General features: G+C 41.5%; 15 protein-coding genes and 1 other RNA gene. 6 read left to right on the top strand and 10 right to left on the bottom strand.

Annotated elements, in window-relative coordinates:
* Positions 1–28 precede the first annotated feature (28 nt).
* From BEGALDRAFT_RS00355 to BEGALDRAFT_RS00350, 3 genes are all read right to left on the bottom strand, one after another.
* A complete protein-coding gene (locus BEGALDRAFT_RS00355; RefSeq protein ID WP_198284585.1) occupies positions 29–6,889 on the bottom strand; it encodes a beta-propeller fold lactonase family protein in 6,861 nt (2,286 codons plus the stop codon).
* 319 nt (positions 6,890–7,208) lie between these two features.
* Positions 7,209–7,624: RNase P RNA component class A (gene rnpB, locus BEGALDRAFT_RS18625), an RNA gene on the bottom strand.
* 94 nt (positions 7,625–7,718) lie between these two features.
* Positions 7,719–8,147: an NUDIX hydrolase gene (locus BEGALDRAFT_RS00350; protein WP_002682516.1), complete on the bottom strand. Its 429-nt coding sequence runs from the start codon at positions 8,145–8,147 to the stop codon at positions 7,719–7,721.
* Between the two features lie 147 nt (positions 8,148–8,294).
* Here BEGALDRAFT_RS00350 and BEGALDRAFT_RS00345 point away from each other — a divergent pair, with 147 nt between their 5' ends.
* From BEGALDRAFT_RS00345 to BEGALDRAFT_RS00325, 5 genes are all read left to right on the top strand, one after another.
* On the top strand, positions 8,295–9,422 hold the full coding sequence (locus tag BEGALDRAFT_RS00345; protein WP_040294822.1) for a hybrid sensor histidine kinase/response regulator: 1,128 nt from the start codon (positions 8,295–8,297) through the stop codon (positions 9,420–9,422).
* A 372-nt stretch (positions 9,423–9,794) separates the two neighbouring features.
* Complete coding sequence (locus tag BEGALDRAFT_RS00340) at positions 9,795–11,591, top strand: methanol/ethanol family PQQ-dependent dehydrogenase (protein ID WP_002682507.1); 1,797 nt, start codon at positions 9,795–9,797, stop codon at positions 11,589–11,591.
* Between the two features lie 241 nt (positions 11,592–11,832).
* The gene (locus BEGALDRAFT_RS17650; RefSeq protein WP_002682506.1) at positions 11,833–12,414 is read left to right on the top strand and encodes a c-type cytochrome; all 582 of its coding nucleotides are present in this window, start codon (positions 11,833–11,835) and stop codon (positions 12,412–12,414) included.
* A gap of 91 nt (positions 12,415–12,505) precedes the next feature.
* Positions 12,506–13,381 (top strand): quinoprotein dehydrogenase-associated putative ABC transporter substrate-binding protein, encoded by an 876-nt coding sequence (locus BEGALDRAFT_RS00330; protein ID WP_002682505.1) that lies wholly within the window; start codon positions 12,506–12,508, stop codon positions 13,379–13,381.
* 2 nt (positions 13,382–13,383) lie between these two features.
* The gene (locus BEGALDRAFT_RS00325; RefSeq protein WP_002682504.1) at positions 13,384–14,040 is read left to right on the top strand and encodes a hypothetical protein; all 657 of its coding nucleotides are present in this window, start codon (positions 13,384–13,386) and stop codon (positions 14,038–14,040) included.
* 202 nt (positions 14,041–14,242) lie between these two features.
* Here the strand turns inward: BEGALDRAFT_RS00325 and BEGALDRAFT_RS00320 are convergent, their stop codons facing one another.
* The 3 genes from BEGALDRAFT_RS00320 to nikR form a co-directional block, all read right to left on the bottom strand.
* Positions 14,243–15,739, bottom strand: coding sequence for a DegQ family serine endoprotease (locus BEGALDRAFT_RS00320; protein WP_002682503.1), 1,497 nt, complete (start codon positions 15,737–15,739; stop codon positions 14,243–14,245).
* A gap of 487 nt (positions 15,740–16,226) precedes the next feature.
* Positions 16,227–18,527, bottom strand: coding sequence for a penicillin acylase family protein (locus BEGALDRAFT_RS00315; protein WP_002682502.1), 2,301 nt, complete (start codon positions 18,525–18,527; stop codon positions 16,227–16,229).
* Positions 18,528–18,910: 383 nt separating this feature from the next.
* Complete coding sequence (nikR, locus tag BEGALDRAFT_RS00310) at positions 18,911–19,327, bottom strand: nickel-responsive transcriptional regulator NikR (RefSeq protein WP_002682501.1); 417 nt, start codon at positions 19,325–19,327, stop codon at positions 18,911–18,913.
* A gap of 71 nt (positions 19,328–19,398) precedes the next feature.
* On the opposite strand from nikR, the gene BEGALDRAFT_RS00305 reads away from it, so the two are divergent.
* Complete coding sequence (locus BEGALDRAFT_RS00305; protein WP_002682499.1) at positions 19,399–20,835, top strand: GAF domain-containing protein; 1,437 nt, start codon at positions 19,399–19,401, stop codon at positions 20,833–20,835.
* A gap of 376 nt (positions 20,836–21,211) precedes the next feature.
* On the opposite strand, the gene BEGALDRAFT_RS00300 is transcribed toward BEGALDRAFT_RS00305, so the two are convergent.
* The 4 genes from BEGALDRAFT_RS00300 to BEGALDRAFT_RS00285 are packed head-to-tail and all read right to left on the bottom strand — an operon-like array spanning position 21,212 to position 25,996.
* Complete coding sequence (locus BEGALDRAFT_RS00300) at positions 21,212–21,427, bottom strand: FeoC-like transcriptional regulator (protein ID WP_002682492.1); 216 nt, start codon at positions 21,425–21,427, stop codon at positions 21,212–21,214.
* 8 nt (positions 21,428–21,435) lie between these two features.
* Positions 21,436–23,415: a PP2C family protein-serine/threonine phosphatase gene (locus BEGALDRAFT_RS19460; RefSeq protein ID WP_002682490.1), complete on the bottom strand. Its 1,980-nt coding sequence runs from the start codon at positions 23,413–23,415 to the stop codon at positions 21,436–21,438.
* Positions 23,416–23,442: 27 nt separating this feature from the next.
* Positions 23,443–25,764, bottom strand: coding sequence for a Fe(2+) transporter permease subunit FeoB (feoB, locus tag BEGALDRAFT_RS00290; protein WP_002682488.1), 2,322 nt, complete (start codon positions 25,762–25,764; stop codon positions 23,443–23,445).
* Entirely contained in the window at positions 25,757–25,996 is a 240-nt protein-coding gene (locus tag BEGALDRAFT_RS00285; protein ID WP_002682486.1) for a FeoA family protein, read from the bottom strand. The genes feoB and BEGALDRAFT_RS00285 overlap by 8 nt, the downstream gene beginning before the upstream one ends.
* Positions 25,997–26,001: the final 5 nt, after the last annotated feature.

Below are 26,001 nucleotides of genomic sequence, written 5' to 3'. Positions count from 1 at the left end.
AAAAAATACTCCCGTATTCCGTCATTAATTACGGTAAACGATAGATAAGTTGTCGGTCACCATTACCATAGGTCACGATAAAGTCGCTTAAACCATCACCATTCGCATCGGCTTGACTAGAAAATTGGATGCCACTGGTAGGAACGCCTGTTGCGGTCACAACATAGTCAAACCGTCCTGAGAAGTTGTACTGCGCATTTTTAACGGTCAATGTGCCATCGTTATTGAAAGTAACGGTTTGTACAGAGGGCATGGCTTGGAAAAAGGCGCGTAAGTTGTCAGGTTCTTTCGCTGCTGGGTAGATATATTGTTGCCACAATGTGCCATTGTCATTGCGGAATACGAGGCGTAGGGTGGTTAAGTTAGGGAGGATATAGCTTAAGCTAGAGACTCCCTCATTGCTGATGGTGATTAATGGGACGGTTGCGACTGTCGCAGGGCGTGCTACGCTACTCACCAACGGATTACTGGTGCGTAATGTAATATTACCGTTTTCATTTTGAATAACCGTATCAAATCCCAAGGCATTGATACCTGTTGTAAAGACATCAATATCTTGAATCAGGGGTTGTGCAGTCACTTGGCGTGCGGTGGGGGTAATAAAGACCACGTGACCATCATCATAAACGCTCATGCTTGGTGATAGTACTGATTGAAGTTGTACGATATTTGTCGGGTTGAGGTATAAACGGCTACTACTGCGAGCCAGTAATAAATTTTCCTCAGCATCACTGCTGACAAGGTAGTTAGCATTTTTAACCGCAGGAATCGCTTGAATATCTTCGGCAACGTCAGGTTGTGGGATGACATAAATAATTTGTCTATCCCCATTGGTATATACCACTAAGGCATCATCAGACCCATCGCCGTTTTGGTCAGCGACAATTTGTAATTGTGTAATAGAGCTTGGAGTCCCTTTCCGCACTATGTAATCAAAGACAACAATATAGGTTCTGCTACCAATTTGTACTAAACCTGTCCCATTTTCATTGAGTTGTACTAATTGTACGTTAGGAATGTCTTGTAACACGTTATTGAGTTGTGAACGGTCAACGGGTGTACCATATAAGTATTGTTGCCGTACTGCACCGTATTTAAATAAGGTTGTTAGTACATTGCTGGCATAGGGGGAGGCTTGGAAAATTAAGCCTGTTGTACCACTGCTTAAGTTAGTAACTAAGGCGGGACGAGCTTTGAAGTAAGCAGTGCTATCAATAGGCATGTATAAAGTGCCGTCCATGAGGTATTCATAAGTTGCTACCCCTAAACGTCCTAATGCGGTGCGTAATGCACTGCTATCTTCTACCGCTGGTTGTACAACAATCACTCGGCGCGTTGCAGTCACTATTGTGGCACTGCCATCGACATTTAAGGTAATGCCCGCCGTTTGGTTTGCGTTAGCTTGTGTCACGCTGACAGGCATAACCACAATATGGTCTGTGCCTATGGGGAGAATCATTAAGCCTGTTGCTGTTTGGGTAAAGACAAAGCCATAATTTTGTAGGTCAGGTAAGGCATTAATTGCGGATAATAAATCCGTTCCTGCCACAATGTCTGTGCTTAAATCTACAACTTCGCTACCCGTCACAGGGTCAGTCAGCTTTGGATATAAGTTGGTTAAATCGATGCCTGCAGGAATATTAGTGCTACTTTGGAAGACCACGCCTTCACCTAAAACAACGCTAGAATCGAGGGTAACGTTAGGGCTGATAATGACATTTTCTAACCGTGCGTTTGCACCAACGATAACGCCTTGTAGTAACGCAGGACTACTGGGGAAGCCGTGAATTGTGCCACGTAAAACCCCCCCATTAATGACTGTACCCGCTAATAAGGTCATATTGCGGATAGTGCCATAATTATTAATAGTTCCGCCTAATTTACCACCGCCTCGGACTTCTGCGCCTGCAAGAATTTCAACCGTATTAGTCCCTGTGCTGTAAATTATCCCTTGGTTGACAATCGTGCCTGCAAATGAGCCATTGCGTACACCGCCTGTGCTGGAAATGGTGTAGTTAGTGAGTGTTTTGCCTGTATTGTCCACCGTTTCAGTAATGATATTCAGCACGACTTCTACGGATAACGTGGCTGTATTGGCTGTTGGGTCAACGGTATCAGTAACGACATTGACGGTATTAGTCAGTGTTCCTGCTTCTGCGGTCGTTACAACTATTGTGACGGTTGCGGTTTTTCCTGCGGGTAAACTGCTTAAATAACAAGTAACTGTGTGTAAATTTTCGGTATAAGTACACGCACTGCTATCTGTGCCTATCAGGGCTGTGTTGAATGTTGTTGTTGCGGGCAACACATTGGTGATGTAAATGCCTTGTGCCGTGTTCACACTGTCGTTATTAGTCAGAGTAATGGTGTAAGTTAAATCACCATATTGACTGGCTGGGTCAGGGCTTGCAGTCATGTTGACCGTTAAGTCTGCGGTTAATGCGGCTGTATTTTCTACCGTCGCGCTGTTATTGGTGCTGTCTGGGTCAAATTGGTTAGCCCCGACAATGGCGGTATTGGTTAATTTACCCGCGCTTGCTGTTTGCACTAACAACGTAATTGTCGCTGCATTATTGGTTGCTAAACTGTCTAAGTTACATGTGATGACATTGCTTGCTTGTGTACATGCACCTTGTGATGGATTGGCACTGACAAAGCTCACCCCCAAGGGCAGGGTATTTCGCACGGTCACACCTGTAGCCGTATCTGCGCCACGATTGGTCACGGTCAGGATATAACTTAAATTAGCCCCAACCAGTAAAGAGCCGCTTGGATTCGCTTGTAGGCTTAAGCTAACATCTGCGCTAGAAATACGGAATGTAGCAACTGCATTGTCATTAAAGCCTGTGGTGTAAATATTAGCACCGCCTGTGCTTAGGGCTAATCCTCTCGCACCCGCTAAACCATCAACGCTATTAACCCCGTCAGTTAGCACACTGAGCAACGTTAATAAGCCTGTGGTGGTATTGCGGACAAAAACAGCAAGGGCGTTATCAGTGGTTGCAGTGACATAGACATAATTACCATCAGGGCTGGCAATCACGGCAAATGCGCCACTTAATCCATCTAAGCCATTCACGCCATCTTGTTGCATTTCAATAAAACTTAAAACGCCTGTTTCTGCATTACGGCTAAAGGTTGTAATCGCATTGTCTGAGCCACTCACGGCATAGGCAAACTTACCATCCGTTGTTACTGTTAGACTACTTACCCCGCCTAATCCCGTTACCCCGTTGGCATTATTGCTGATGGTTTGTAAGAGGCTTAACTTGCCTGTACTGGTATCACGGCTATAAACATTAATGCTGTTGCTGACGGATGCGGCTGCCAGTAATTGTTTACCATCAGGGCTTAAGGTTAAGCCAACAATATTATCCAGTAAGCCTGAACGTTGTGTTTCAACAAGGCTTAAATTACCTGTGTTTGCATCACGACTAAAGACGGTAATGGAATCATCGTTGACATTTGCAACATAGAGATAACTATCTGTCGCCACTAAGGCAAATGCACCCGCTAAACCGCTATAACTGGTTATAAAGCTTAATGCCCCTGTGGTTATATTGCGACTAAAGACAGCAACACTATTGTCGTTATAACCCGCAGCGTATAAATGTTTACCGTCAGGCGTAACGACCGCATTACTTGCCCCTGATAAACCTGTTACACCATTGACTCCATTGATAACACTGCTCAGATAGGTTAAACGCCCTGCATTGCTGGCATTGCGACTGAAAACACTGACGGCACTACTTCCAAAACTGCTGACATAGACATAAGCACCATCTGGGCTAACAGTCACCCCATTTGCCCGTTGTAAATTCTGTGCATTACTGCCATCGCGTAAGTTTTCGACATAAATTAATGTTGTTGGTGTCGTTACTTGTGAGGTTAAGGTTTTTGTATTATTTGCGGTATTTGGGTCTGCTGAATCACTGGCGATTTTGGCAGTAAAACCGATACTCCCTAACCCATTGGGTTGGGCAACAATCGTGATTGTTTGAGTTTGAGCGTTTGCAATCGTGCCTAAATTACACGTTATGACACCCGCATTATGAGCACAATTGCTATTAGAGGTTGATACAAAGCTAACTGTACTTTCTAAGGTTTGAGTTAAAACAACAGCAGTCGCACTGTCTGTGCCGTTATTGGTAATCGTGGTGTTATAACTGATTAAATTACCGACTAAGACAGGGTCAGGCGTTGCGGTGATTGCACTAACGGCTAAATCTGCGCTGGATTGTGTCACTGTTGTTGCCAGTGTGGTCGTGTTATTAGCACTATTACTGTCACTCGGTGTTGCAACTGTCGCGTTTAAAGTGCTGCTTAACGTACCAGAATTATTAGTTTTTACGACAGTTGTTAAAACTACTGAATTTTGGCTGACACTGCTACTCAAACTGCTAACTGTACATGTAACCGTGCTACCACTAACGCTGCATTGTCCATTTGTAATACTAGGCGTTCCGACAATTGTCGTGCCTGTTGGGAGGGTTTGGGTAATCGTTACCGTATTTGCGGTCGAAGGGCCTGCATTGGTAACTGTTGCGGTATAAGTCAGATTATTCCCTACCAAAATAGGGCTTGGGCTGGCTGTGAGACTCACCCCTAAATCGGCGGCAGGTGTTGTAACGGTAACGCTACGTGTCGCTGTATTATTTGCCGTTGTTGGGTCATAAACAGTCGGGGTGACAGTTGCTTGTAGCGTTGCCGTTCCCAATGCATTGGCTTTAGCAACCACAGTAACAGTGCTTGTATTTCCTGTTGTGGTTGAAGTTAGTGCGGCGATGGTACAAGTAAATGCGTTATTAGTAACACTGCTACATGTCCCATTCGCGGCAGTTACACTGCTAATAGTTGCCGTTCCTGCCAAGACTGCCTGCAAATTAGCTGCGGTACTGCTTGGGCCACTATTCGTGGCTGTAATAACGTAGGTAATATTTTCATCGACTAACACACTGTTGCGGTCGCTAGTGATGCTAGTCCCAACCTCTGCAACGATACCGACAATGCTAACAGTCACTGCTTTTGTATTGTTGCTTGTGCTGGCATCTGTATTATTGCTGGAGACATTAAAGCTGGTTGTCGCACCTGTAGAAAGGCTATTTGCTTTAACAATCAGGGTAACGTTGGTGCTAGCATTCCCTAATGCATCTAACACCCCTAAATTACAAGTAACGGTACTTGCGCTAGAACTACCATTACATCCCTGTGTGCCAGAAACATAACTCACTTCACTGGGTAATGTGGCGGTTAATTTAACCCCTGATGCACTGTTTTGTTTATTTTGTAAACTGATGATATAGCTAAAATTCGTATTAATATCAACAATCGTTGAGGGTGAGGCAAAGGCTTGAATAATTTCTAAATCGACTTTGACCGTTTCTACAACAACATTAACAGAAACAGATTTTGCCGTTGTTGTTTTACTACTAACGACTTGGCTTTTAAGCGTTAATGTCCCTTCTGTGGTGCTACTGGTGAGGGGAAGCGCGAAATTAACCGATTGACCTTCTGCTAAAGTGCTTACACTACATACAATACTGCTGGCAGTTTGAGCAACACATGCACTGGGTAATGCCTGTGTGGTATTAAGGGTAATGCCATTCGGTAAGGTATTAGTAACAACGATATTTGTAGCGGCAAGTCCTGTATTGCTGACAGTTGCCGTATAAGTAAATGCCGTATTCACGGATAAAGAACTGGTACTACTGACAGCCGTGATTTGTAAATTTTCGTTAGAACCTGCGAAGGTATTCACCGCGTTGCTATAGTAAGCCGCTGCATAGATATACGCGCCTGAGGTGGCTATTGCGGACACACCTGTCAATGTGTTTGCCGTTGTGCCTTGTTTAGCAACATCATCAATACTTAACAGACCTGTACTGGTATCCCGTTTTAAACTAACAAGGGTGTTATCGCTAAATCCAGCAACATACACTTTTGAACCATCTGAGTTTGTCGCTAAATAGCGTGCTCCCCCTAATCCTGTAAAACCATTTACATTATTGGTATAAACCGCTAACGGCGTTAAAGTACCATCGCTATTACGTGTAAAACTGGCGACTGCATTACTGGTAGGACTGGCAACATATAAATGATTATTGGTCGGGCTAAAGACCAAACCATTTGCACCCTGTAAACCAGTAAGATCATTCACACCTTCCTGATACAGACCCAGAAAAACCAATTCACTACTGCCTTGCTTGGCAAAAACGCTGACCGCATTGTCAACAGTACTTGCAACATAAATAAAGGTATTCGTGCCATCACTCACCGCTTTTACATCAGCCGCCCCTGCAAGCCCATTCACACCATTCACGCCATCAATTTGCACGCCTAATAGGGTTAATAACCCTGTATTACTATCACGGGAAAAGACATTGAGCGCGTTATCTGTGGGAGAGGTCACATAAACCCGAGTACCATCAGGGCTTAAAGTCACCACATTAGCATTTTGCATGGCACTCACAGTGCCTACCCCATCTTTTTGCACTTCAACCAGACTTAACATGCCTGTTGCAGTATTTCGGGTAAACACCGTTAAACTGCTATCCGTTACCCCTGTGACATAAACATGTTTTCCATCAGGGCTAACAGCAATAGCGTTCGCACCCATTAAGCCATTATTAGCGATATGACTACTGGTAACAGTTTGGACAAACGTTAATTGCCCAACCGTTGTAGCACTTGAAACCGTATCACGTTGAAAGACATTAATCGCGTTATCTGTAGAACCCGTTGCATAAAGAAATGCACCATCGGGACTGATAGCAATACCATTTGGACGGGCAAGACCATTTACACCATCCACACTTGCCCCATCCACCTGTGCATTGATAAACGTTAATGCAGATGCAGACGGCGCAATGCAAAGTATCCAAAGGCTCAAGAAAATTGAAAGAAAATAGTTGACTCTAGGGGATACTGTGCAATACCACGCACAAAGTAGAGTCCACCTGCTCAGATAATTGGAAGCGATCATGCCTAGGCTCTCCTAAAAAACTGATGTACACCGCTCGCTAAACGACTGATATGCTTATCAGCAGTTTAGCGTGGAGTACTTTGCATAGATTGGAAACATGGATAAACGTTTACGCTGAGTGGATAACCCTTAATCGTGTTTTATCCCATGGCTATTTTTATAAGCGTTTTATGGCGCAGAGTTTGCCGAAAATCGCCATAACAGCTATCACGTTTAAAGAGTTAAAGATGAGAGTTGATCGGTAAGCCGGGTTCTGTCAAACCTGTTTTACCAAAGTAAAACAAATCTGTAGCAGTCATTCCTCTGGGATGTTTGTCGCCAAACACCTCTAGCAACCTACCCGAGAACCGTGCGGACCACACGTTATTTAAATCCTTATCCGTAGATAATGACTTAAAAAGTTCCCCTATTTGGTCTTGCTTCAGGTAGGGTTTACCCTGCCATCCCTGTTACCAGAGACGCGGTGCGCTCTTACCGCACCATTTCACCCTTACCAATAAGGCAAACATCACCTTAAAGGCGGTATCTTTTCTGTGGCACTTTCCGTAGGCTCGCGCCTCCCAGACGTTATCTGGCACCTTGTCCTATGAAGCCCGGACTTTCCTCCCTGTTACAAAACAGAGCGACTGCCTGATCAACTCTCAAAAACCGTTTTTAAAGTATTTGCTCAAGAGTCTAACGTAAAAAATTGATAATGTAAAAGAAAGCTAATAAGAATATGCATTCTCTATCATGTTTAGAGAGTTATCATGTCAGCAAGAAGGCTAGGCAACTGCAAAACGATATTTTTTACCTCAGGAATATCCAGTAAATGATAGGCTTCGGTTAAGGTCACTAAACGGCGCGAGCGAGCTTTATGCTCATCCCAAATTGTTAAGAGTTGCTCAACCTCAAGGAGAAATAATTGAACATGACAGATTCCCCCCCATTTTGGATACTGATACTCACCAACCTGTTTAGGATAGATATAACCCAATACACCCGCCTCTTCTCGAGCTTCTTTTGCGGCTGATTCAATCGGGGTTAAATACTTCTCCACATTTCCTTTAGGAACAATCCAGCGTTGCCGTCGATTGCTTGCCGTAATTAAGACAATACGAAATTCCTCTGCTTGACGAATAAACGGAATTACGCCTGATTGTGCGTAAAAACTATCTCTAGACATAGATATATAAAGGCTCTGTTTTTAAGAAAAAAATCATAGATACTCAATCCACTATAAACAGCATGACAAAAAACACTGTGTTTATCACTAGTTGAGTATTAATTCTCCCTCTAAATATAACAAATATTTCTTAACCATTTTTTACACATGACAATGAATTTACTGCCTTTCCAATATACCGTTTTACTGGTTGATGACGTTTCCGCCAACATTGATGTCTTATTAAATTGCCTTTTGACAGCGGGTTATAACATTGAAGTTGCTAACTCTGGCGAAGAAGCGTTGCAACAAGCACGCAAGATACAGCCTGATATCATCCTATTAGACATCATGATGCCTGGTATTAATGGGTTTGAAACCTGTCAACGACTGAAAGCAGATACGCAAACAACCGATATTCCCATTATTTTTATGAGTGCATTATCAGCAACCAGCCATAAAATTATGGGGTTTGAAGTTGGTGCGGTTGATTACCTCTCCAAACCGATTCAAGCAAAAGAAGCACTTGCACGCATACAAACCCATTTAACCATTCGCGAGCTACAACGACATTTACAAACGCAAAATACACTATTACAACAACTGAATGTCGAAAAAAGCGAGTTACTCGCCATTACCGCACACGATTTAAAAAACCCACTCTCTGCTATTCAATTATTAGCTGAAGTTTTACACAAATCTTGTCACGAATTACCCCCTAACAAAGTGAGTGAATATGCCCATAAAATTGATGCAACAGCCAGAAGAATGTTTCAACTAATTAATAATTTACTCGATGCCGATAAAATAGAATCAGGACGTTTAAACCTCTCCCTAGAACCTTTAGACTTTCTCCCTATTTTACGCAATCAATTAAAACAATATGCAGAACCTGCTCACAAAAAAGACTTAAATATTAAATTAAAACATCATGATAACGAATACATGATACTGGCAGACTTAACCGCCTTACAACAAATCCTCGATAACTTAATTTCCAATGCAATTAAATACTCCCCCGCTCATAAAAACATTGAGTTATCACTACAAGTAACAGATAACAACATTGTTTTTTCTATCCAAGATCAAGGTTACGGCTTAAGTTATACCGACCAAACCAAACTATTTACCAAATTTGCCCGCTTAACCCCAAAACCGACAGGCGACGAACACTCAACAGGGCTAGGTCTATTCATTGTAAAAAAACTCACCGAGGCAATGGCAGGCGATATTCATTGTGAAAGCAAGGAAAATCAAGGAACAAAGTTCATTCTGACCTTACCGCGTGTTCAATGATTTAATAAACACAATGCTATTTACAACTTCAATGAATATTTTTTATAAACATTCAAAAAATCTTGTGCTATAGTTTGCAGGTATGTGGTTAAAAAACTGCATAGTGGTTTAAAAAATGGTTGTAAACAACCAGTATAAAATCAACTAAATGAGCAAATCCTTTAAAATCAAAAAAATATAGCTCATACACTGAAAACCAAAGGATTCAGACTATTTTTTCAGTTCCCCTGAAAACCAAAAAATTAAGCAGATTTAGTGATTATTCCCCCTTAAAAATGCTTAAAAACAACTGGCTTTCAAAGACTAACCGTCTATAAAAACGGTTTGAATCTTTCGCATTCCTGAAAAAATTGATAGAGAATGGAGAGTTTTATGAATAAAAAACTGTTAGCTACACTGTGTTCTAGCGCACTATTTACCGTTGCACTGGGTGGACAAGTACAAGCCAATGATGAACTACTCAAGCTGCAACAAGACCCCAATCAATGGGTTATGTGGGGTGGTAACTACTCAGGGACACGCTACAGTACCCTAGATCAAATCAACAACAAAAACGTAAAAGAATTGCGTCCTGTTTGGACATTCTCCACAGGGGTTTTACGCGGTCATGAGGGGGGCCCTTTAGTTGTTGGTGATACCCAATACGTTCATACCCCATTCCCTAACAAAGTTTACGCCATCGATCTCAATGACCAAACGGTCAAATGGATGTATGAGCCTAAACAAAATCCCGACGTGATTGCCATCATGTGCTGCGACACAGTTAATCGTGGTTTAGCCTACGCAGACGGCAAAGTTTTCTTACAACAAGCAGATACAACACTTGTTGCCCTCGATGCCAAAACTGGAGCAGTTGTTTGGAGTATTAAAAACGGCGACCCAAGCAAAGGCGAAACCAATACCAACGCCCCCCTGATTATTAAAGACAAAATCTTTACAGGGATTAGCGGCGGCGAATTCGGCGTGCGTGGACGTTTAACCGCCTACTACATCAAAGATGGCTCTGTTGCATGGCAAGCTCACAGCGTAGGACCTGACAAAGACTTATTAGTCGACCCCGAAAAAACCACCGCCATGCTTAAACCCATTGGCAAAGACTCCAGCGTCTCCACATGGCAAGGCGACCAATGGAAAACTGGGGGCGGCACAACATGGGGCTGGTACACCTACGACCCCGCGTTAAACCTCGTTTACTACGGAACTGGCAACCCCAGCACATGGAATCCCGCACAACGCCCAGGTGACAACAAATGGTCTATGACCATTATGGCGCGTGATGCTGATACTGGGATGGCAAAATGGTTCTTCCAAAAAACCCCCCATGACGAATGGGATTATGACGGTGTCAACGAAAACATTCTTGTCGACAAAGAGTTCCAAGGCAAACCCCGTAAACTTCTCGTCAACATGGATCGCAACGGCTTCGCATACACCTTAGACCGCGAAACAGGCGAATTATTAGTTGCTGAAAAATATGACCCTGCTGTCAACTGGGCAACCCACGTCGACAAAGAAACAGGTCGCCCACAAGTCGTAGCACAATACAGCACCCAACAAAATGGTCCTGATGTCAATACAAAAGGCATTTGCCCTGCTGCATTAGGCTCTAAAGACCAACAACCAGCCAGCTACTCCCCTAAAACAGGCTTATTCTACGTACCGACTAACCACGTTTGTATGGATTATGAACCCTTTGAAGTCTCCTATGTTGCTGGTCAACCCTTCATCGGTGCAACCGTCAACATGTTCCCCGCACCTAACAGCCACGGTGGTTTAGGAAACTTCATTGCGTGGGATGCGGTGCAAGGTAAAATTGTGTGGTCATTACCTGAAGCCTTCTCCGTCTGGAGTGGCGCGCTCTCTACTGCTGGCGATGTCGTTTTCTACGGCACTTTAGAAGGCTACCTCAAAGCGGTTGATGCGAAAGATGGTAAAGAACTCTATCGCTTCAAAACCCCATCAGGCATTATCGGTAATATCAACACCTACACCCACAAAGGCAAACAATACATTGCTGTCTTATCAGGAATTGGTGGCTGGGCTGGTATCGGTATGGCGGCAGGCTTAGAAAAAGCCACAGATGGTTTAGGCGCGGTTGGTGCTTACAAGAGCTTAAGCTCTTACACCCAATTAGGTGGTGTCATGACCGTTTTTGCATTACCTGATTAATTAGGCGGTTAAGTATATATAAATAAAATTACCCGTTTTTAATGGGTGCATAAAATGCACCTTATCAAAAAACATTCTATAATGTACCCGACAGCGGTATTTAAGCTGTCGGGTTTTTTTTTATTACCTATATAATAAATAACGTGTTCCTTACCCTAATAAATAAAGCAATATGTGGGGTGGTATAACAACATAAGAGGAATGGAACACGATATTCACACCATCTTGGAGGATGTTTGTAATGAAGAAGTCTGTATTATTTTTGACTGTCACACTCTGTGTGGGAGGTTTATTAAATAGCTCTTTATTAACTGCTGAGACTGCAACCCCTACAACTACGGAAACACCCACCCCCACTGGGGCAACTCCTAACACTGCGACAACTCAACCCGCCACAACCCCTGCGCCTACAACGGTAACAACGCCCTCCGCAACAACTGAAACAACCCCAGCAACAACATCTCCTGCACCCGCTACAGCGAGCACAGAGAAGCCCTATACTGTTGTTTGTGAAGGCAATAAATGCAAGGTTGACGCGCAAACCTTCAAAGGCTGGCGAGCATTTCATGCAACATGCCACGTTTGCCATGCTCAAGATGCTGTTGGTAGCACCTTTGCACCTAGCTTAATAGAACGGCTAAAAGACTTTCCCAAAGAACGCTTTATTCATTCTGTTACAGAAGGATTTCAAGGACAAGTTGGTGTAATGCCAGCATGGAAAGACAATCCTAACGTCATGCCACACTTAGATGAATTATGGTCCTACTTACGTGCCCGTTCTGATGGCGTATTACTCCCTGGTCGTCCAGAAAAACTACAATAATGCGTTAAGTCGTTAGGCAACACGGCGGTATAGTATTGCCCGCCGTGTTTTGTACCATATAAGCATCAGGTTTTCCCTAATGGAGTTATTCATGTCTCCTATTTCACAATGGACTTTTTCGCTTCTCGTTTCAACAGTTATGTTTTTCAGTTTTGCCAGCCACGCCGAAGACAAGCCCACACTACCAACTGCTTTTCGGGTTTGTGCTGACCCAAATAACCTACCGTTTTCTCATCAAAATCTCAGCGGCTTTGAAAACAAAATTGCTGAATTACTCGCTAAAGACCTTAAGCTACCCATTGAATATACTTGGTTTCCCCAACGCATGGGATTTATTCAAACCACATTACGCAAATGGTCAGATGTAAAAGGGCGTTTTGAATGCGATGTCGTCATGGGAGTCCCCCAACGCTTTGATATGACATCAAATACCAAACCTTATTACCGCTCAACTTATACCTTGGTTTATATCAAAGGGCGTGGTTGGGACGATATCAAAACCCCCAATGATTTACTGCAACTCCCTGATGCACGTAAACAACAATTAAAAATTGGCATGTTTGCCCCTGCCCCTTCCGTTGATTGGATTTTAAAACATAACCTAATTAATCAAGCCGTTTCCTACCAAATTATGAATGGCGACCCGAACTACTACGCGGGACAAATCATAGAACAAGACCTTGTTGCCGATAAAATTAACATGGTCTTTATTTGGGGCCCTGTTGCGGGATATTTTGCGTATAAACTGAAAGGACAACAGGAATTAGCCCTATTACCCGTTGATTCTGAAGCAGGAATACGCTTTGATTTTCCAATGGCGGTTGGAGTACGTCGTGGCGAACCTGAATGGAAAGAAACAATAGAACAAGCCTTAGTACGTAATAAAACCGCTATCCACACCATTTTAACGGAATATCATATTCCGCTAGTGCCTGAAACCCTCAGTACAGCAAAGGGTGAAAAATAAATATGACATTACGTATTACCGCATTCATACTTAGTTTAACCTTTGTTTTTTATAGCAGTTATTCACAGGCGGAAGAAACTTATTCTAAAGCTAATCAGCTACTTTTTTTTAGCAATCACCTAGCACAAACACCAGCCGCCAGTAAGCTAACTTATCAATTTACTAAAGCAGGCAGTGCAGAAGTAGGATTTAGTGACACCATTGTATTGCAAGTGAGCGCGGGAAAGACGGGTAAAAATGTACATGTCGACTATTTTACACAAGATCGACGGCAATTTTTTCCTGATATGGAAGAAGTAACAGGCAATCCAATGTTACTGATTTTTCTACAACGTTCTGTACAAGAACTACAACGACTTGCACCCATTGGACACTGGCGGTATTTTCAAAATCAAGTAAAAACCGCGTTAGAAGAAAAAGCAACAATTCAAGCAATTCAATTTACCTATCAAGACAAAATGGTTAATGGTCAAGAAATAACGATTTATCCATTTAAAGACGATAGTAAATTTGATGCTTACCCTGTTTATCAACAAACTCGTTACCAATTCATCCTTTCTACAGATATAAAAGGTGAACTGTATCAATTAAGTTGGCAAACACCCGCAACAAATGAACCTCCTTTATTATCCGAAACGCTAACGCTGACCGCAGAATAAATAACCTGAGTTCGGCAAGTTTCTTTTAAAAAAGACAACATCTTGTCTGATTAAACCAAGAAATTAATGCGAATCATGCTTTTTAATTCTGCTAATTCTGAAAATTCTGTGAATTCTGATTCAGACAAAAAAAGACCTGCTAGGGTTTAAAAACCTAGCAGGTCTCTGTTTTATTTTAAAATACTCACAGAACAGGCGTTATTTACGCCTTCTGCAATTTCACCGTAATAAAACGTTGGTCGCCACGGCGGTCAACCAATAATAACACCGACTGCCGTTTTGTTTGCTCTGCTTCTTTAATTTTTGCCACAACTTCCGCAGGGTTAGAAACTTTTACTTGTCCAACCATTACAATCACATCACCCGCTTGTAAGCCTACGTCTGCCGCTGGACTACGGTTGGCAACATCCGTGATTAAAACCCCTTCTGTATTTTCAGATAATTGAAATTGACGACGAGCTTTCTCAGTCAATGCCGTGAGTTTTAAACCCACTTCATCATGCGTGCTGGTTTCACCATCAAAGCGATTGCTACTGCTGGCAACTTGTTGCGTATCTGCGGGCATATTGCTCAACGTGACTGCAATCATTTGTTGCTGATTGCCACGCCATACCGTGAGTTTTGCCACTTCCCCCGCTTTGCCTTTAGCAATAAAGCGCGGTAAATCTTTAAATTGATTAATCACTTGTCCATCAACAGCAATGATAACATCGCCGACTTTTACACCCGCTGTCCGTGCGGGACTTTCAGGCAGTAAATCCGCCACTAACGCGCCTTTGGTATCGCTTAAGCCTAAACTTTCAGCAATTTCATCGGTGAGCGGTTGAATTTGTACACCTAACCAGCCACGACTAACGCTACCTTTATCACGTAGTTGCTCAATAATGCCGTTGGCAGTATTGGCAGGAATAGCAAAGCCAATGCCGACACTGCCCCCTGTGGGTGAATAAATCGCGGTATTAATGCCAACAACTTCGCCACGATTGTTAAATAAAGGGCCACCTGAATTACCGCGATTGATAGGCGCGTCAAATTGTAAAAAATCATCATAAGGACCTGAGTTTATATCCCGACCCCGCGCCGATAAAATCCCTGCTGTAAATGTATCGCCTAAGCCAAAAGGATTACCGACCGCAATCACCCAATCGCCGACACGGGTTTTATTGGAATCACCAAAACTGACATAAGGCAGGTTTTTTTTGGTATCTAGTTGTAATAAGGCGAGGTCGGTTTTTTCATCGTAGCCGACGATGGTCGCGGTATATTTGCTTTCGTCATGCAATGTCACGTGAATTTCATTTGCGTCTTTAATCACGTGGTAGTTAGTCACGACTTTGCCATCAGCGGAAATGATAAAACCTGAGCCTAGCGCGGTGATGGTATTGGGACTGGGAATTTCCCGTTGCCCATAGGGTTGTTGTTCTTGGAAGCGACGGAAAAACTCTTCAAAGGGTGAGCCTTTTGGAAATTCTGGAAATTCCATCGTAAAATTACTATTAGTAGCTTTTCCAGAGATGGAAATACTGACAACAGCAGGCTGTACTTTTTCCACTAAATCCGCAAAGCTCGCGGGCATCGTTTGAAAGTTACTTAAGTTCTGACTTTCAGCATGTACCCCATAAATATAAGGGGTTGTTACTCCTAAAGCAGCGATAACACATAGGGTTAAAGCATGACGACGTAATTTGTTATAAAACATAGTTTCCCCCGTTTAAAATAGAATTCACTGAAATACTGGTAATAAAGTATTTTTGACAGTTATCACTATAGGGGCGAATACGTTACAGAACAATTTCGAGGAAATTAATCTTTATTAACCCGTGTTTTTCGCGTGTTCCGACAGACCCGCTAGGTCTTTTTTGTCTGAATCAGGATTCACAGAATTTTTAGAATTAGCAGAATTAAAAAACCTGAGTTCGGCGAGTTTTATAAAATAAAATAGAGACCTGCTAGGTTTTTAAAACCTAGCAGGTCTTTTTTTGTCTGAATCAGAATTCACAGAATTTTCAGAATTAGCAGAATTAAAAACATAATTTTTTATTCTTTTAATTTTCTTGTCTTTTTAATTCTGAAAATTTTGCTAATTCTGAAAATTCTGATTCAGACAATCTTTTAATCCTGATTCAGACAAGCTGTTGTCTTTTTAAAAGAAACTCACCGAACACTGGTTATTAAGTTTAGATTATTTAAGGCTTTAAAATCAGTTTATTAGCTTCGGTATAGCCCTTGGTTTGCATCGTGAGATATTCACCTTTTTGCCATAGAGCCAGTAAGTCATCAAAATGCGATGACATGACATTGCCTGATTGTCCCATCGGATGAATATAAGCCGAATTATCTAATTGGCTAAAATCAATGAGTTGGCGATAACTTGGTACATGCGTTGTTTTTAGTGTCTCAGGATTGACCCAGCCAACATTGACCGTGAAACGCTCTCCGCCAAAATCAACTTGTCTGTCAAACAGGGGCGCAAGGGGCGTATGGGTTAAAATTGGATGATTAAACATTGCTTGATGGACTAGTCCCCATTTTGGAATATCTGTTGACCATTGTTTCACAACAGTTTCAAAGACATCGCCCGCAATTTCTAAGCAAGTTCGTTTTTGTTGTGCGCAGGCACTATCGCCAGATTTCAGCGCGTTTAATAAATAGCGCGGATAGAAGAACCAAGATTCCCCTGTTTCTGTCTGTGGTAAGTGCGAAAATGCCATATACCATGCGATGAATAAAGTCGCCTCTGGTGATGTGGGTGACATTTCCCCTTTCCAAGCTAATAGGCGTTGTAAAGCGGCTTGAGCAGTAGGGCTGATAATGGGTAAATTTTGTAAATAGGGGCGAAAATCCGTATATAAAAGACTGAGTTGGTCTAACTGAATGGCTCGCATACTGCTTAAATCATGTTTTTCTTTGGCATCAATTAATTGTTTAATCCGTTCATAACGATAGGGTTCGCCTCCCCATTCTAAAGAAATTGTGTAGGGATAATTTTCTGGGCTAATATTATGATTTGCTGTGATAATATAGCCTTCTGGCGGATTGTAACGGCGGGGTAATTCTTCAAAAGGGATAAAGCCTTGCCAATCCCAATCGCCATTGCCAAGCACGGGATATAAACCTGAATGCCCTGCTTTTCGAATCGGTAAGCGACCTGATACGATATGCCCAATATTGCCCGCAGTATCGGCATAAATAAAATTTTGACTGGGTGCAATGTAATAACGCATTGCGGCGTTAAATTCTGTCCAATTTTTAGCTTTATTAATAGCATAATACGCGCTAAAGGTCGTATCATCAGGGTCATGACCCGTCCAACGTAAGGCTAACGGCTTGGTTTTTGGCGCGTCTGCAACTAGTTCTGTGATAACAACGCCATAACGGCTTTCTTTGACGATAAATGTCTGGTCGGCTTCCCCTTTGACCTTTATCGTTTCAGTACGGGTGTTATACGGTACAACTTCATTTTGATAAACATAGCCTTGTTTATCTTCTGTTTCTTCTAAAACATACACATCTTCGACATCGGCTTCGACATTTGTTACCCCCCAAGCAATCGCTTGATTATGCCCAATGACGATGCAAGGTAATCCCGGTAAAGATGCACCAATAGCATCATAAGTTGGTGCTGATAAATGTACGAGATACCAAAGTGAAGGATTACTCATTTGCAAATGTGGGTCGTTAGCTAATAAGGCTTTCCCGCTGACGGTGCGCTGACCGCTCAAGACCCAATTATTGGACGCTTCTGTCATGGGTGGGGTAAATGCGTCCGCCTGCCATAATGCTTCCATTAAATGATAATCGCTTGTTGTTGGATGAATCAGCGGTGTTGTTGAATCAATCGGCGTTGCTATTTTTGGATATAGTGGCATTAACTCAGCAATTCGCTCCTCAGCTAACCCTTTTGCTAGCAAGCCGTAACGGCGTAATTCTGCACGACGATTGCCCGCTAAATTAAAACTCATCATTTTAGACCATACTAAGACATCCGCAGGTGTCCATTTTGCGGGCTTTACGCCTAATAATTTAAACTCAATCGGCAAAGGCGGGTCACTTTCTAAATAGCCATTAATGCCTGCAACATAGGCATCAATCACGGCTTTACTTTCCGCATTTAACGCCGTATAAGCCTGTTCTGCTGCCCGATAAAATCCCCATGTCTTCAGAAATTTATCTTGCTCTATTGCCTTATTGCCTAAAATTTCGGATAACCGTCCCGCACCAATACGGCGTTGAAACTCCATTTGCCATAAACGGTCTTGTGCATGGATAAGTCCTTGTGCATAAAACATATCTGTTTCATTTTCTGCACGAATGTGTACAACTCCGTTTGTTTCACGGCTAATCGTGACTGGTGCAAGCAAGCCTTTAAAATGTGCCTCGCCCGAGACTTTCGGCAATGTTGATTGTAAAAACCAATATCCCCCACCGACCATTAAAACAATAATGCCTAGCAAGCCTATTAATAGACGTTTTATCCATTTCAACACAATAAAACCTCGTAGAATGATAGAAGTAGTTCAATAGTTATTGAAAAATTGAGCTTATTATAGGTCTTTTCTCAACATTAACGGATTAAAAACAATAAAAATCCTGTTAGTCTTAACCTATAAACTATTTTCAGAATGAAATTGCTAACCTGTTTTTAATTCTGCGAATTCTGTTAATGCTAAAAATTCTGATTCAGACAAAAAAAGACCAACTAGGCTTTTAAAATCTAGCTGGTCTCTGTTCTATTTTCAGGCGTGCAATCACTTCAACGATTACTTCTTTTTTCTTTACCGCTTAATTCTAAAAATCTTAATTCAGACAAAAGTCTTAAGATTAACGACTAAAACCCGACTTATTTAGCACTATCCCCAATGTTAAATAGTCACAATAATTGCTTACCTGTAGAGGTCATCGATAACGTAGCGTGTAAAACCCCTTTGGGTTGTTGTAATAAATTACTTAATTTACGAATATCGCCCGCATGTCCACGCACCATAATCATTTCTGCACACAAATGCGCGTCTAAATGCACATGGGTTGTTGCTAAAATCATAGGATGATAATCATGTTGTAAATCGGTCAATTTTTCATTGAGTAACCGCGAATGATGGTTATAGACCAAAGTAATTGTTCCAATTGCCTCCTCATCCGCTTCCCATGCCTGTTCGACAATCTTTGCGCGAATCATATCGCGAATATATTCAGAACGATTACTGTAATCACCCTGACTCACTAATAATTCTAATTTATCGACTAAAGATGGCTCTAATGAAAAACTTAATCTTGCAAGGTCGGACATACAATTAAACTATGGTTCGTTATGAAAGTTAAAAACAATTTTTTAGCCTGTATTTAGGATAAGCACACACTATGATGAATATTCGCCTTTCAACTCTCAATATAAGCGCACTTATCTTATTAGGATTCATGGTTATTTTATTATCAAGCAGCGTACTATACATGCAGCAAACGCTACAAGAGAAAGAGCATACCTTACAACAGCAAACCCGTTTTAAACAACTTACAGTCGACTTTATTAATACGACAGACTATCTCATCAATGAAGCGCGTAAATTTATTATTACCTACGATATACAACATCTACAAAATTATTATGAAGAAACCTTTTTTACCCAAACTCGAGAAAATATTCTAGGTAATATTAAAACATGGGCAAATAACACCGAAGAATTGGAATTATTAAATAAAGTACAAAGCAACTTACATTTATTACAAACAGAAGATATACATGCTATGCGCCTTGTTTTAGCGGGGCTAAACATTCCAACTGCAGGCGTACCTGAGGAAATTAGCAATTATCCCCTTACGGAAGGCGAGCAACTTGCAGAACCCAGCGAAAAACTGCACATTGCCAGAATTTTATTATTTAGCAATCAATATACCTTTTTAGAGCAAAAAACCATTGAGCCGATACGACGCTTTCAGCTCTTTATTAATCAACGTGTTGCGCAAAATATTACACAAGCTCAGGTTAAAGTAGAACGCGCAGTTATTTCACTGGTTGTCAGTGCAGTATTAATTCCTGCAAGTGTTTTAATTCTACTCTTCATTTTTTGGAAGCAAATCAGTTTACCGATTGCTGATTACATTACCACGCTAAAACAACATGATAATAAATCCAGCAATTTTGCCTTAAAACCTGAAGGCATTCGTGAGCTTCGCGTATTAGCGGATGTCTTTAACCAACAATTGCGTAAAAATCATGAGCAACTACAAAAAAATCATGAATTAATGCAAGAATCACAGAAAACCAATCGAATGTTGATTAAACAGGATTGGTTAAAAACAGGACAAACACAATTACAAAACTTGTTAATTGGTTTGCAAAATGAAACCATCGCCGCCAGACATATTTTGCAATTTTTCTTACATTACCTAGATATACAATCAGGTTTATTTTACATAAATACTTTTCAAAAACCGCCAACATTTAAACTCATTGCGAGCGAAGGCATTTTAATTCGTCAACAATTGGGAAGCATGGTTAATTTAGGTGAGGGATTAATCGGACAAGTTGGCTTAGAGCAAAAATTAATTTTTTTGAGTCAACCGATGAAAATAGATGAATTTATTGCGGAAGAGTTACGCAATGCTATGCCTAATTATTTTCTTGCAATCCCTTTTTTTTATGAAAAACAACTAAAAGGTATTATTGCCTTAGGTACAACGGTTGAATTTAATGAGTTACAACTTGAGTTTTTAGAGCAAATAATGCCTAGTATTGGTATATTTTTTCATACGATTCAAACGAATATGCAGTTGCAGGCGATGAATCAAAAGGGATGATAAAAAAGACCTGTTAGGTTTTTAAAACCTAGCAGGTCTTTTTTTGTCTGAATCAGAATTCACAGAATTTTCAGAATTAGCAGAATTAAAAAGCGTGATTCCCATTAATTTATTGGTTTAAATGGTTTAAATCCTGTTAGTTCTGATTCAGACAAGCTGTTTTTTAATAACGCGAGTTCGGCGAGTGGCAAAAACCTGTTAGAATTTTTCAACTAAAAAATGTAGGGTGGAATAGCGAAGCGTATTCCACCATGCGATTTATAATCTGTTTTTGCTCAGTTTTTGCAGAATTTCAAGGTGGAATACGCTTCGCTATTCCACCCTACAACATTCAAGCTGTTGTCTTTTTAAAAGAAACTCGCCGAACTCACATACTTTAAGCATCCAGCCATTCATATACATCTAACCCTGCATTTTTGCAGCAACTTTTTTGGCAAGCCTCTAGTGTATTGTGTTTCACTTTTCCTTTTTGTACCCAATGTTCTAAAGCTGCTTTAACGGTTTCTGGGTCACGGTTGAAATGATGGGCTAAATCTATCAATGTTGCCTGATGATGCTGTATTAAATAACTTTTTAGTGTGGTTAATGTCATTTGACCCCCTAGGCGATAATATCGCATAAGTTATCTTCAGTTTCAGTATAAAGTGGCAGGCGTGAGGGGCGCGGTATGCGTTTCATAACAACAAGCGTGATGTCGTCTAAGGCTCTCCCAACGCCAATATGTTGGCGAACATCATTAATAACTGCTTGTTGAATTTGTGCAGTTGCTAAATGCCAGTGGCGGCTTACTACATCGCACAAGCGTTTTAAGCCATATAGTTCCCGTTTGGGATTGGTCGCTTCTGTAATACCGTCGGTATAAAGTACCAAACCCTCGCCAGTCTGCAAAAAAAGTTCTTTAAAGTTTATCCATTGAGAAATTTCAGGCTCGATGCCGACAATAAAGCCTAGTTGTTGGGTATCAATTAAATCCACTTGACCATTTTGATTCACCCATAACACGTATTCATGTTGCCCACTTAAACGGACATTGCCATCTTGATAATCCAGTAATGATAATGTGAGGGTTTTATCGCTATTCATGCGTTGGATGTTCGCGTAAATCGTATGATTCAATGCGGTAAAAAATTGAGTAGGGTCAGTGACATTATTCGCTTGTAAGGTTCTCACGGCGGTTTGTACCATCAGCATTAAAACACCGCTTTCTAAGCCGTGTCCTGTCACATCGCCAATGCCAATTTTGACAGAGCCGTTATGTGATAAAACGTCGTAATAATCGCCACCGACTTCGTCCGCAGGTTCCATAAATACGGCAATGTCTAATTCGTGAATGTCTTTTAATTCATGTAATTTAGGTAAAACCATTTGTTGTAAGCGATGTGTAACGGCTAATTCTGCACTCATGCGCTGATTTTCTACTTGTAAGCAGTGATTTAATTGTTGAATTTCGCGGTTTGCAGATTCTAAGGCGAGTGTTCGTTCATGCACTTTGCATTCTAAAGATTCTTTTGCGGATTCCAGTTGGCGAGCATAGGCTTGTAACTGTTGTTCATCGGTCGCAAGACGGCGCACCATGCGGTCAAATGATTTTGCTAACATGCCCAGTTCGTCTTGACGTTTCATTTTTAAGCGAATTGTAAAATCATGCTGTTCTAAGCGTTTTATCGCTAAAATCATATGATGCAAGGGTTTTGCAACTTGTTGCGTGAGGGAGAAATATAATAGGATAAAAACAGCCGTCAGCATAAGTAAGCCAAAGAGAATAAAGAGTTGCGCTGTTTCCCACGCCATTGTACCGACGACTGTTTTAGACAGTGATAATGCTAAATAGCTATTTAATGTCGGTAAGTAGGCAACAGCAACATGATTTTTATGTAAAACATCCCAATAAATACCTGTTTGAATGCTTGGGCTAATGTGCCAACGTGTTGTTGTCGTTGCCTCACTGTCAAGCAGTTCACCGCGTGCGTTATACAGTTGTGGTGTCACTTCATACGGACTTAAGCGATTGTCTGCCATTAATAAGTGATGGACATCTAAAGTCGCAATCAGTGTAAAAGGATGATGCGGATTTTCTATCGGTAAAATAGCAGCAATTTCTTTTTTATTTAAAAGTTGCCATGAAATAGGTTCAGATTGAATGCTAATGGCTTGTAAATGGGCAGGTAATGGGCGTAATTGGCAAGTGCCTTGTGGTTGCCAAAATAAGGTTTGTGTTTGTTGGGCAGTATAAAGATAAATGCCCATTAATGGCTGTTGTTGGGCTTGTACAGGAATATTTGTATTCAAGTATTGGCAAAAGTAATTGATATCTAATGGTAAGGTTAAATCGTGGCTTAAACGTTGTTGGGTGATACGTAAATAGGACATTAATTCAGCAAGTGATTGTTCTTGCAGTTGTACTTGTTGCTGGGTGTAGTGTTGTAGATGTTGCAAACTGCGTTCGCGAATATTATTCGCAATACGGGCGTACCCAAACACGGTGGATAACATGACTATCAACGATAACCATAAGCCTAAACGCTTAAATATGGAAACGATGAGAGCGTTTTCTATCACATGATGAATGTTATACAACATGATTGAGTACTCCCGTTGTTGAGATAGTTATACGGTTTGTTCTGCTCTCGTCAGCGTTAATGCTTGCTCACGTTTTTGTCCGAGCAAATAGAAAGCAAAAATAACAACCGTTAATAAACTGCAGAGAATGCCAACCCATAAAATGCTTTGTAAGGGGTGGGCGGCGAAGGTTGCAACTTGATAAAACAAGGTTGCCGAGAAGTAGGCAACACTGGTTGTCCATGTCGCTACAAATGCGGCATAGCCTGCACTGGTTTCACGATAAATGGTTGCCGTTGCGGCTGTGCAAGGGAAATACATCAGAATAAAAAGTAAGAATGCATAAGCCCCAATTTGTCCATCAAAATGGTGATGCATTTCGGTAAAGGTGTTGCCATTGGTTTCTTGGCTATCTTGTTCTGCGGATTGAAAGCCTAGCGGGTCAAGTAGGTTGCTAAAAACAGCGGTTAAGTTTTCAGGTACGCTGGCAAACGCACTTTGTACGCCTTCCCATAAATTAAAATTATCTTCGGTCGCGTCTGTACTGGCGGATTGTTGCGCTTGTTGGCTATAAATCGCATCTAATGTGCCGACAACCACTTCTTTTGCTAAAACGCCTGTAAAGATACCGACGACAGCTGGCCAGTTATCTTCTTGAATACCCATCGGTTTAAAGGCTGGGGTTAGTGTGCGTCCAATTTCGCTGAGGACAGATTGATTGGTGTTATCTTTGCCAAATGAGCCATCAAGTCCCCATGAATTTAAAAAATTAATGACGATAACCATAGGCACAATAACGCGCCCCGCCCGTACCACAAAGCCTTTTAAACGTTCCCATGTATGCAGGAAAATATTTTTTAAGGTTGGTAGATGGTAAGGGGGTAATTCCATGACGAAATAACCCGCTTCACCTTTAAATAGGGTGTGCTTCATGAGTAATCCTGTCAGCACCGCAACGAGAATGCCGATTAAATAAAGACTAAAAACAACGTTTTGTCCTCCCACAGGAAAAAAAGCAGCGGCAAATAGGGCATAAACAGGTAAGCGTGCGCCACAAGACATGAAGGGGTTCATTAGGATGGTTAAGTAGCGGTCGCGTCGGTGTTCTAAGGTACGGGATGCCATGATGGCGGGGACGTTACAGCCAAAACCAACAATCATTGGCACGAAAGATTTACCAGGTAAGCCAATAAAGCGCATAAATCTATCCATGACAAACGCCGCACGTGCCATGTAGCCAGAATCTTCAAGAATAGAGAGAAAGAGAAAAAGGAAGGCAATCACAGGAATAAAGGTTGCAACAACTTGCACGCCACCGCCGATACCATTAGCGATTAAGGTAACAATCCAATCTGTAACGCCATAATGACTGAGTAAATGACTGAAGCCGTCGACGAAAACCGTCCCGAATAAGATATCGAAGAAGTCAATAAATGCACCGCCGATATTGACGGTAAATAAAAACATGAGGTACATAATCCCTAAAAAAATGGGGATTCCTAAAACTCGATTGAGCACCACACTGTCAATTTTGTCAGAGAGTGAGCGGGTTACTTGATGCGTTTTTTTTACAGCTACTTCATTGACTGTATTGATAAAACTATAGCGAGCATCTGCGATAATAATATCGATATCTTCGTCTAAGTTTTCACGTACTAAGATTTGTTGTTCTTCAATTAACTGTCTGAGTGTTGCGGGTAATGGCTGGCTAATGGTTTCAAGATTTTCTAAGAGTTTTAAACTAAACCAATGGTGATAAGGTTGATGCTCTGCGGGAAGTATTTCCTTGACTTGGGGGATAATCGTTTGTAAGGCTGTTTCTAAAACAGACGGATAACTGGGTTGATTCTTAGGCAGTTGTTTGCGTGCACAATATTCATTAATTTGTTGCTTGAGTAAGTCTAACCCTTGATTTTTAGAAGCCGTAACGGGAATTACGGGAACGCCTAACTGTTCAGATAATTTGTCTAAATCAATTTCAGTGCCCCGCTCTGCCAACATATCCATCATATTCAGCACAACTAATAAAGGGACTTGCATCTCTAACAGTTGTGTTGTTAGGTATAAATTACGTTCTAAATTAGAGGCATCCAGAATATTGATGATTAAATCAGCTTCGCCTGAGAGTGCGTATTCTTGGGCAACTGCTTCATCTAAAGAAGTATGTCCTGGTGTTGTATCGATAGAATAAATACCCGGTAAGTCAACTAATTCAATATTTTGTTCTGCATACTGATAATAGCCTGTTTTCCGTTCTACGGTGACTCCCGGCCAGTTACCAACTCGTTGTTTTGACCCTGTTAATGCATTAAAAAGGGTGGTTTTTCCACAGTTTGGATTACCAATAACGCCCACTGTCCATTCAGCCATTATGCCCCCTCTCAACTAAAATGACATTTGCTTCATCTTTACGTAAGCTCAACGCAAACCCGCGTACTCGAATCTCTATCGGGTCGCCAATGGGGGCGTAACGAGTCACTGTGAACAATGTTCCAGGTGTTAGACCCATGGCTAATAATTTTTGTCGATAACCAGGTTGGCTTTTATCAAACCCTTTCACAATTCCATCTTGACCGATTTGTAATTCATTCAAACGCATCATGCTGT

This window comes from Beggiatoa alba B18LD (assembly GCF_000245015.1).
Classification (GTDB): Bacteria; Pseudomonadota; Gammaproteobacteria; order Beggiatoales; family Beggiatoaceae; genus Beggiatoa; species Beggiatoa alba.
Note: the sequence above shows the minus strand (reverse complement) of the source record. Positions and strands in the feature narration are given on the sequence as shown.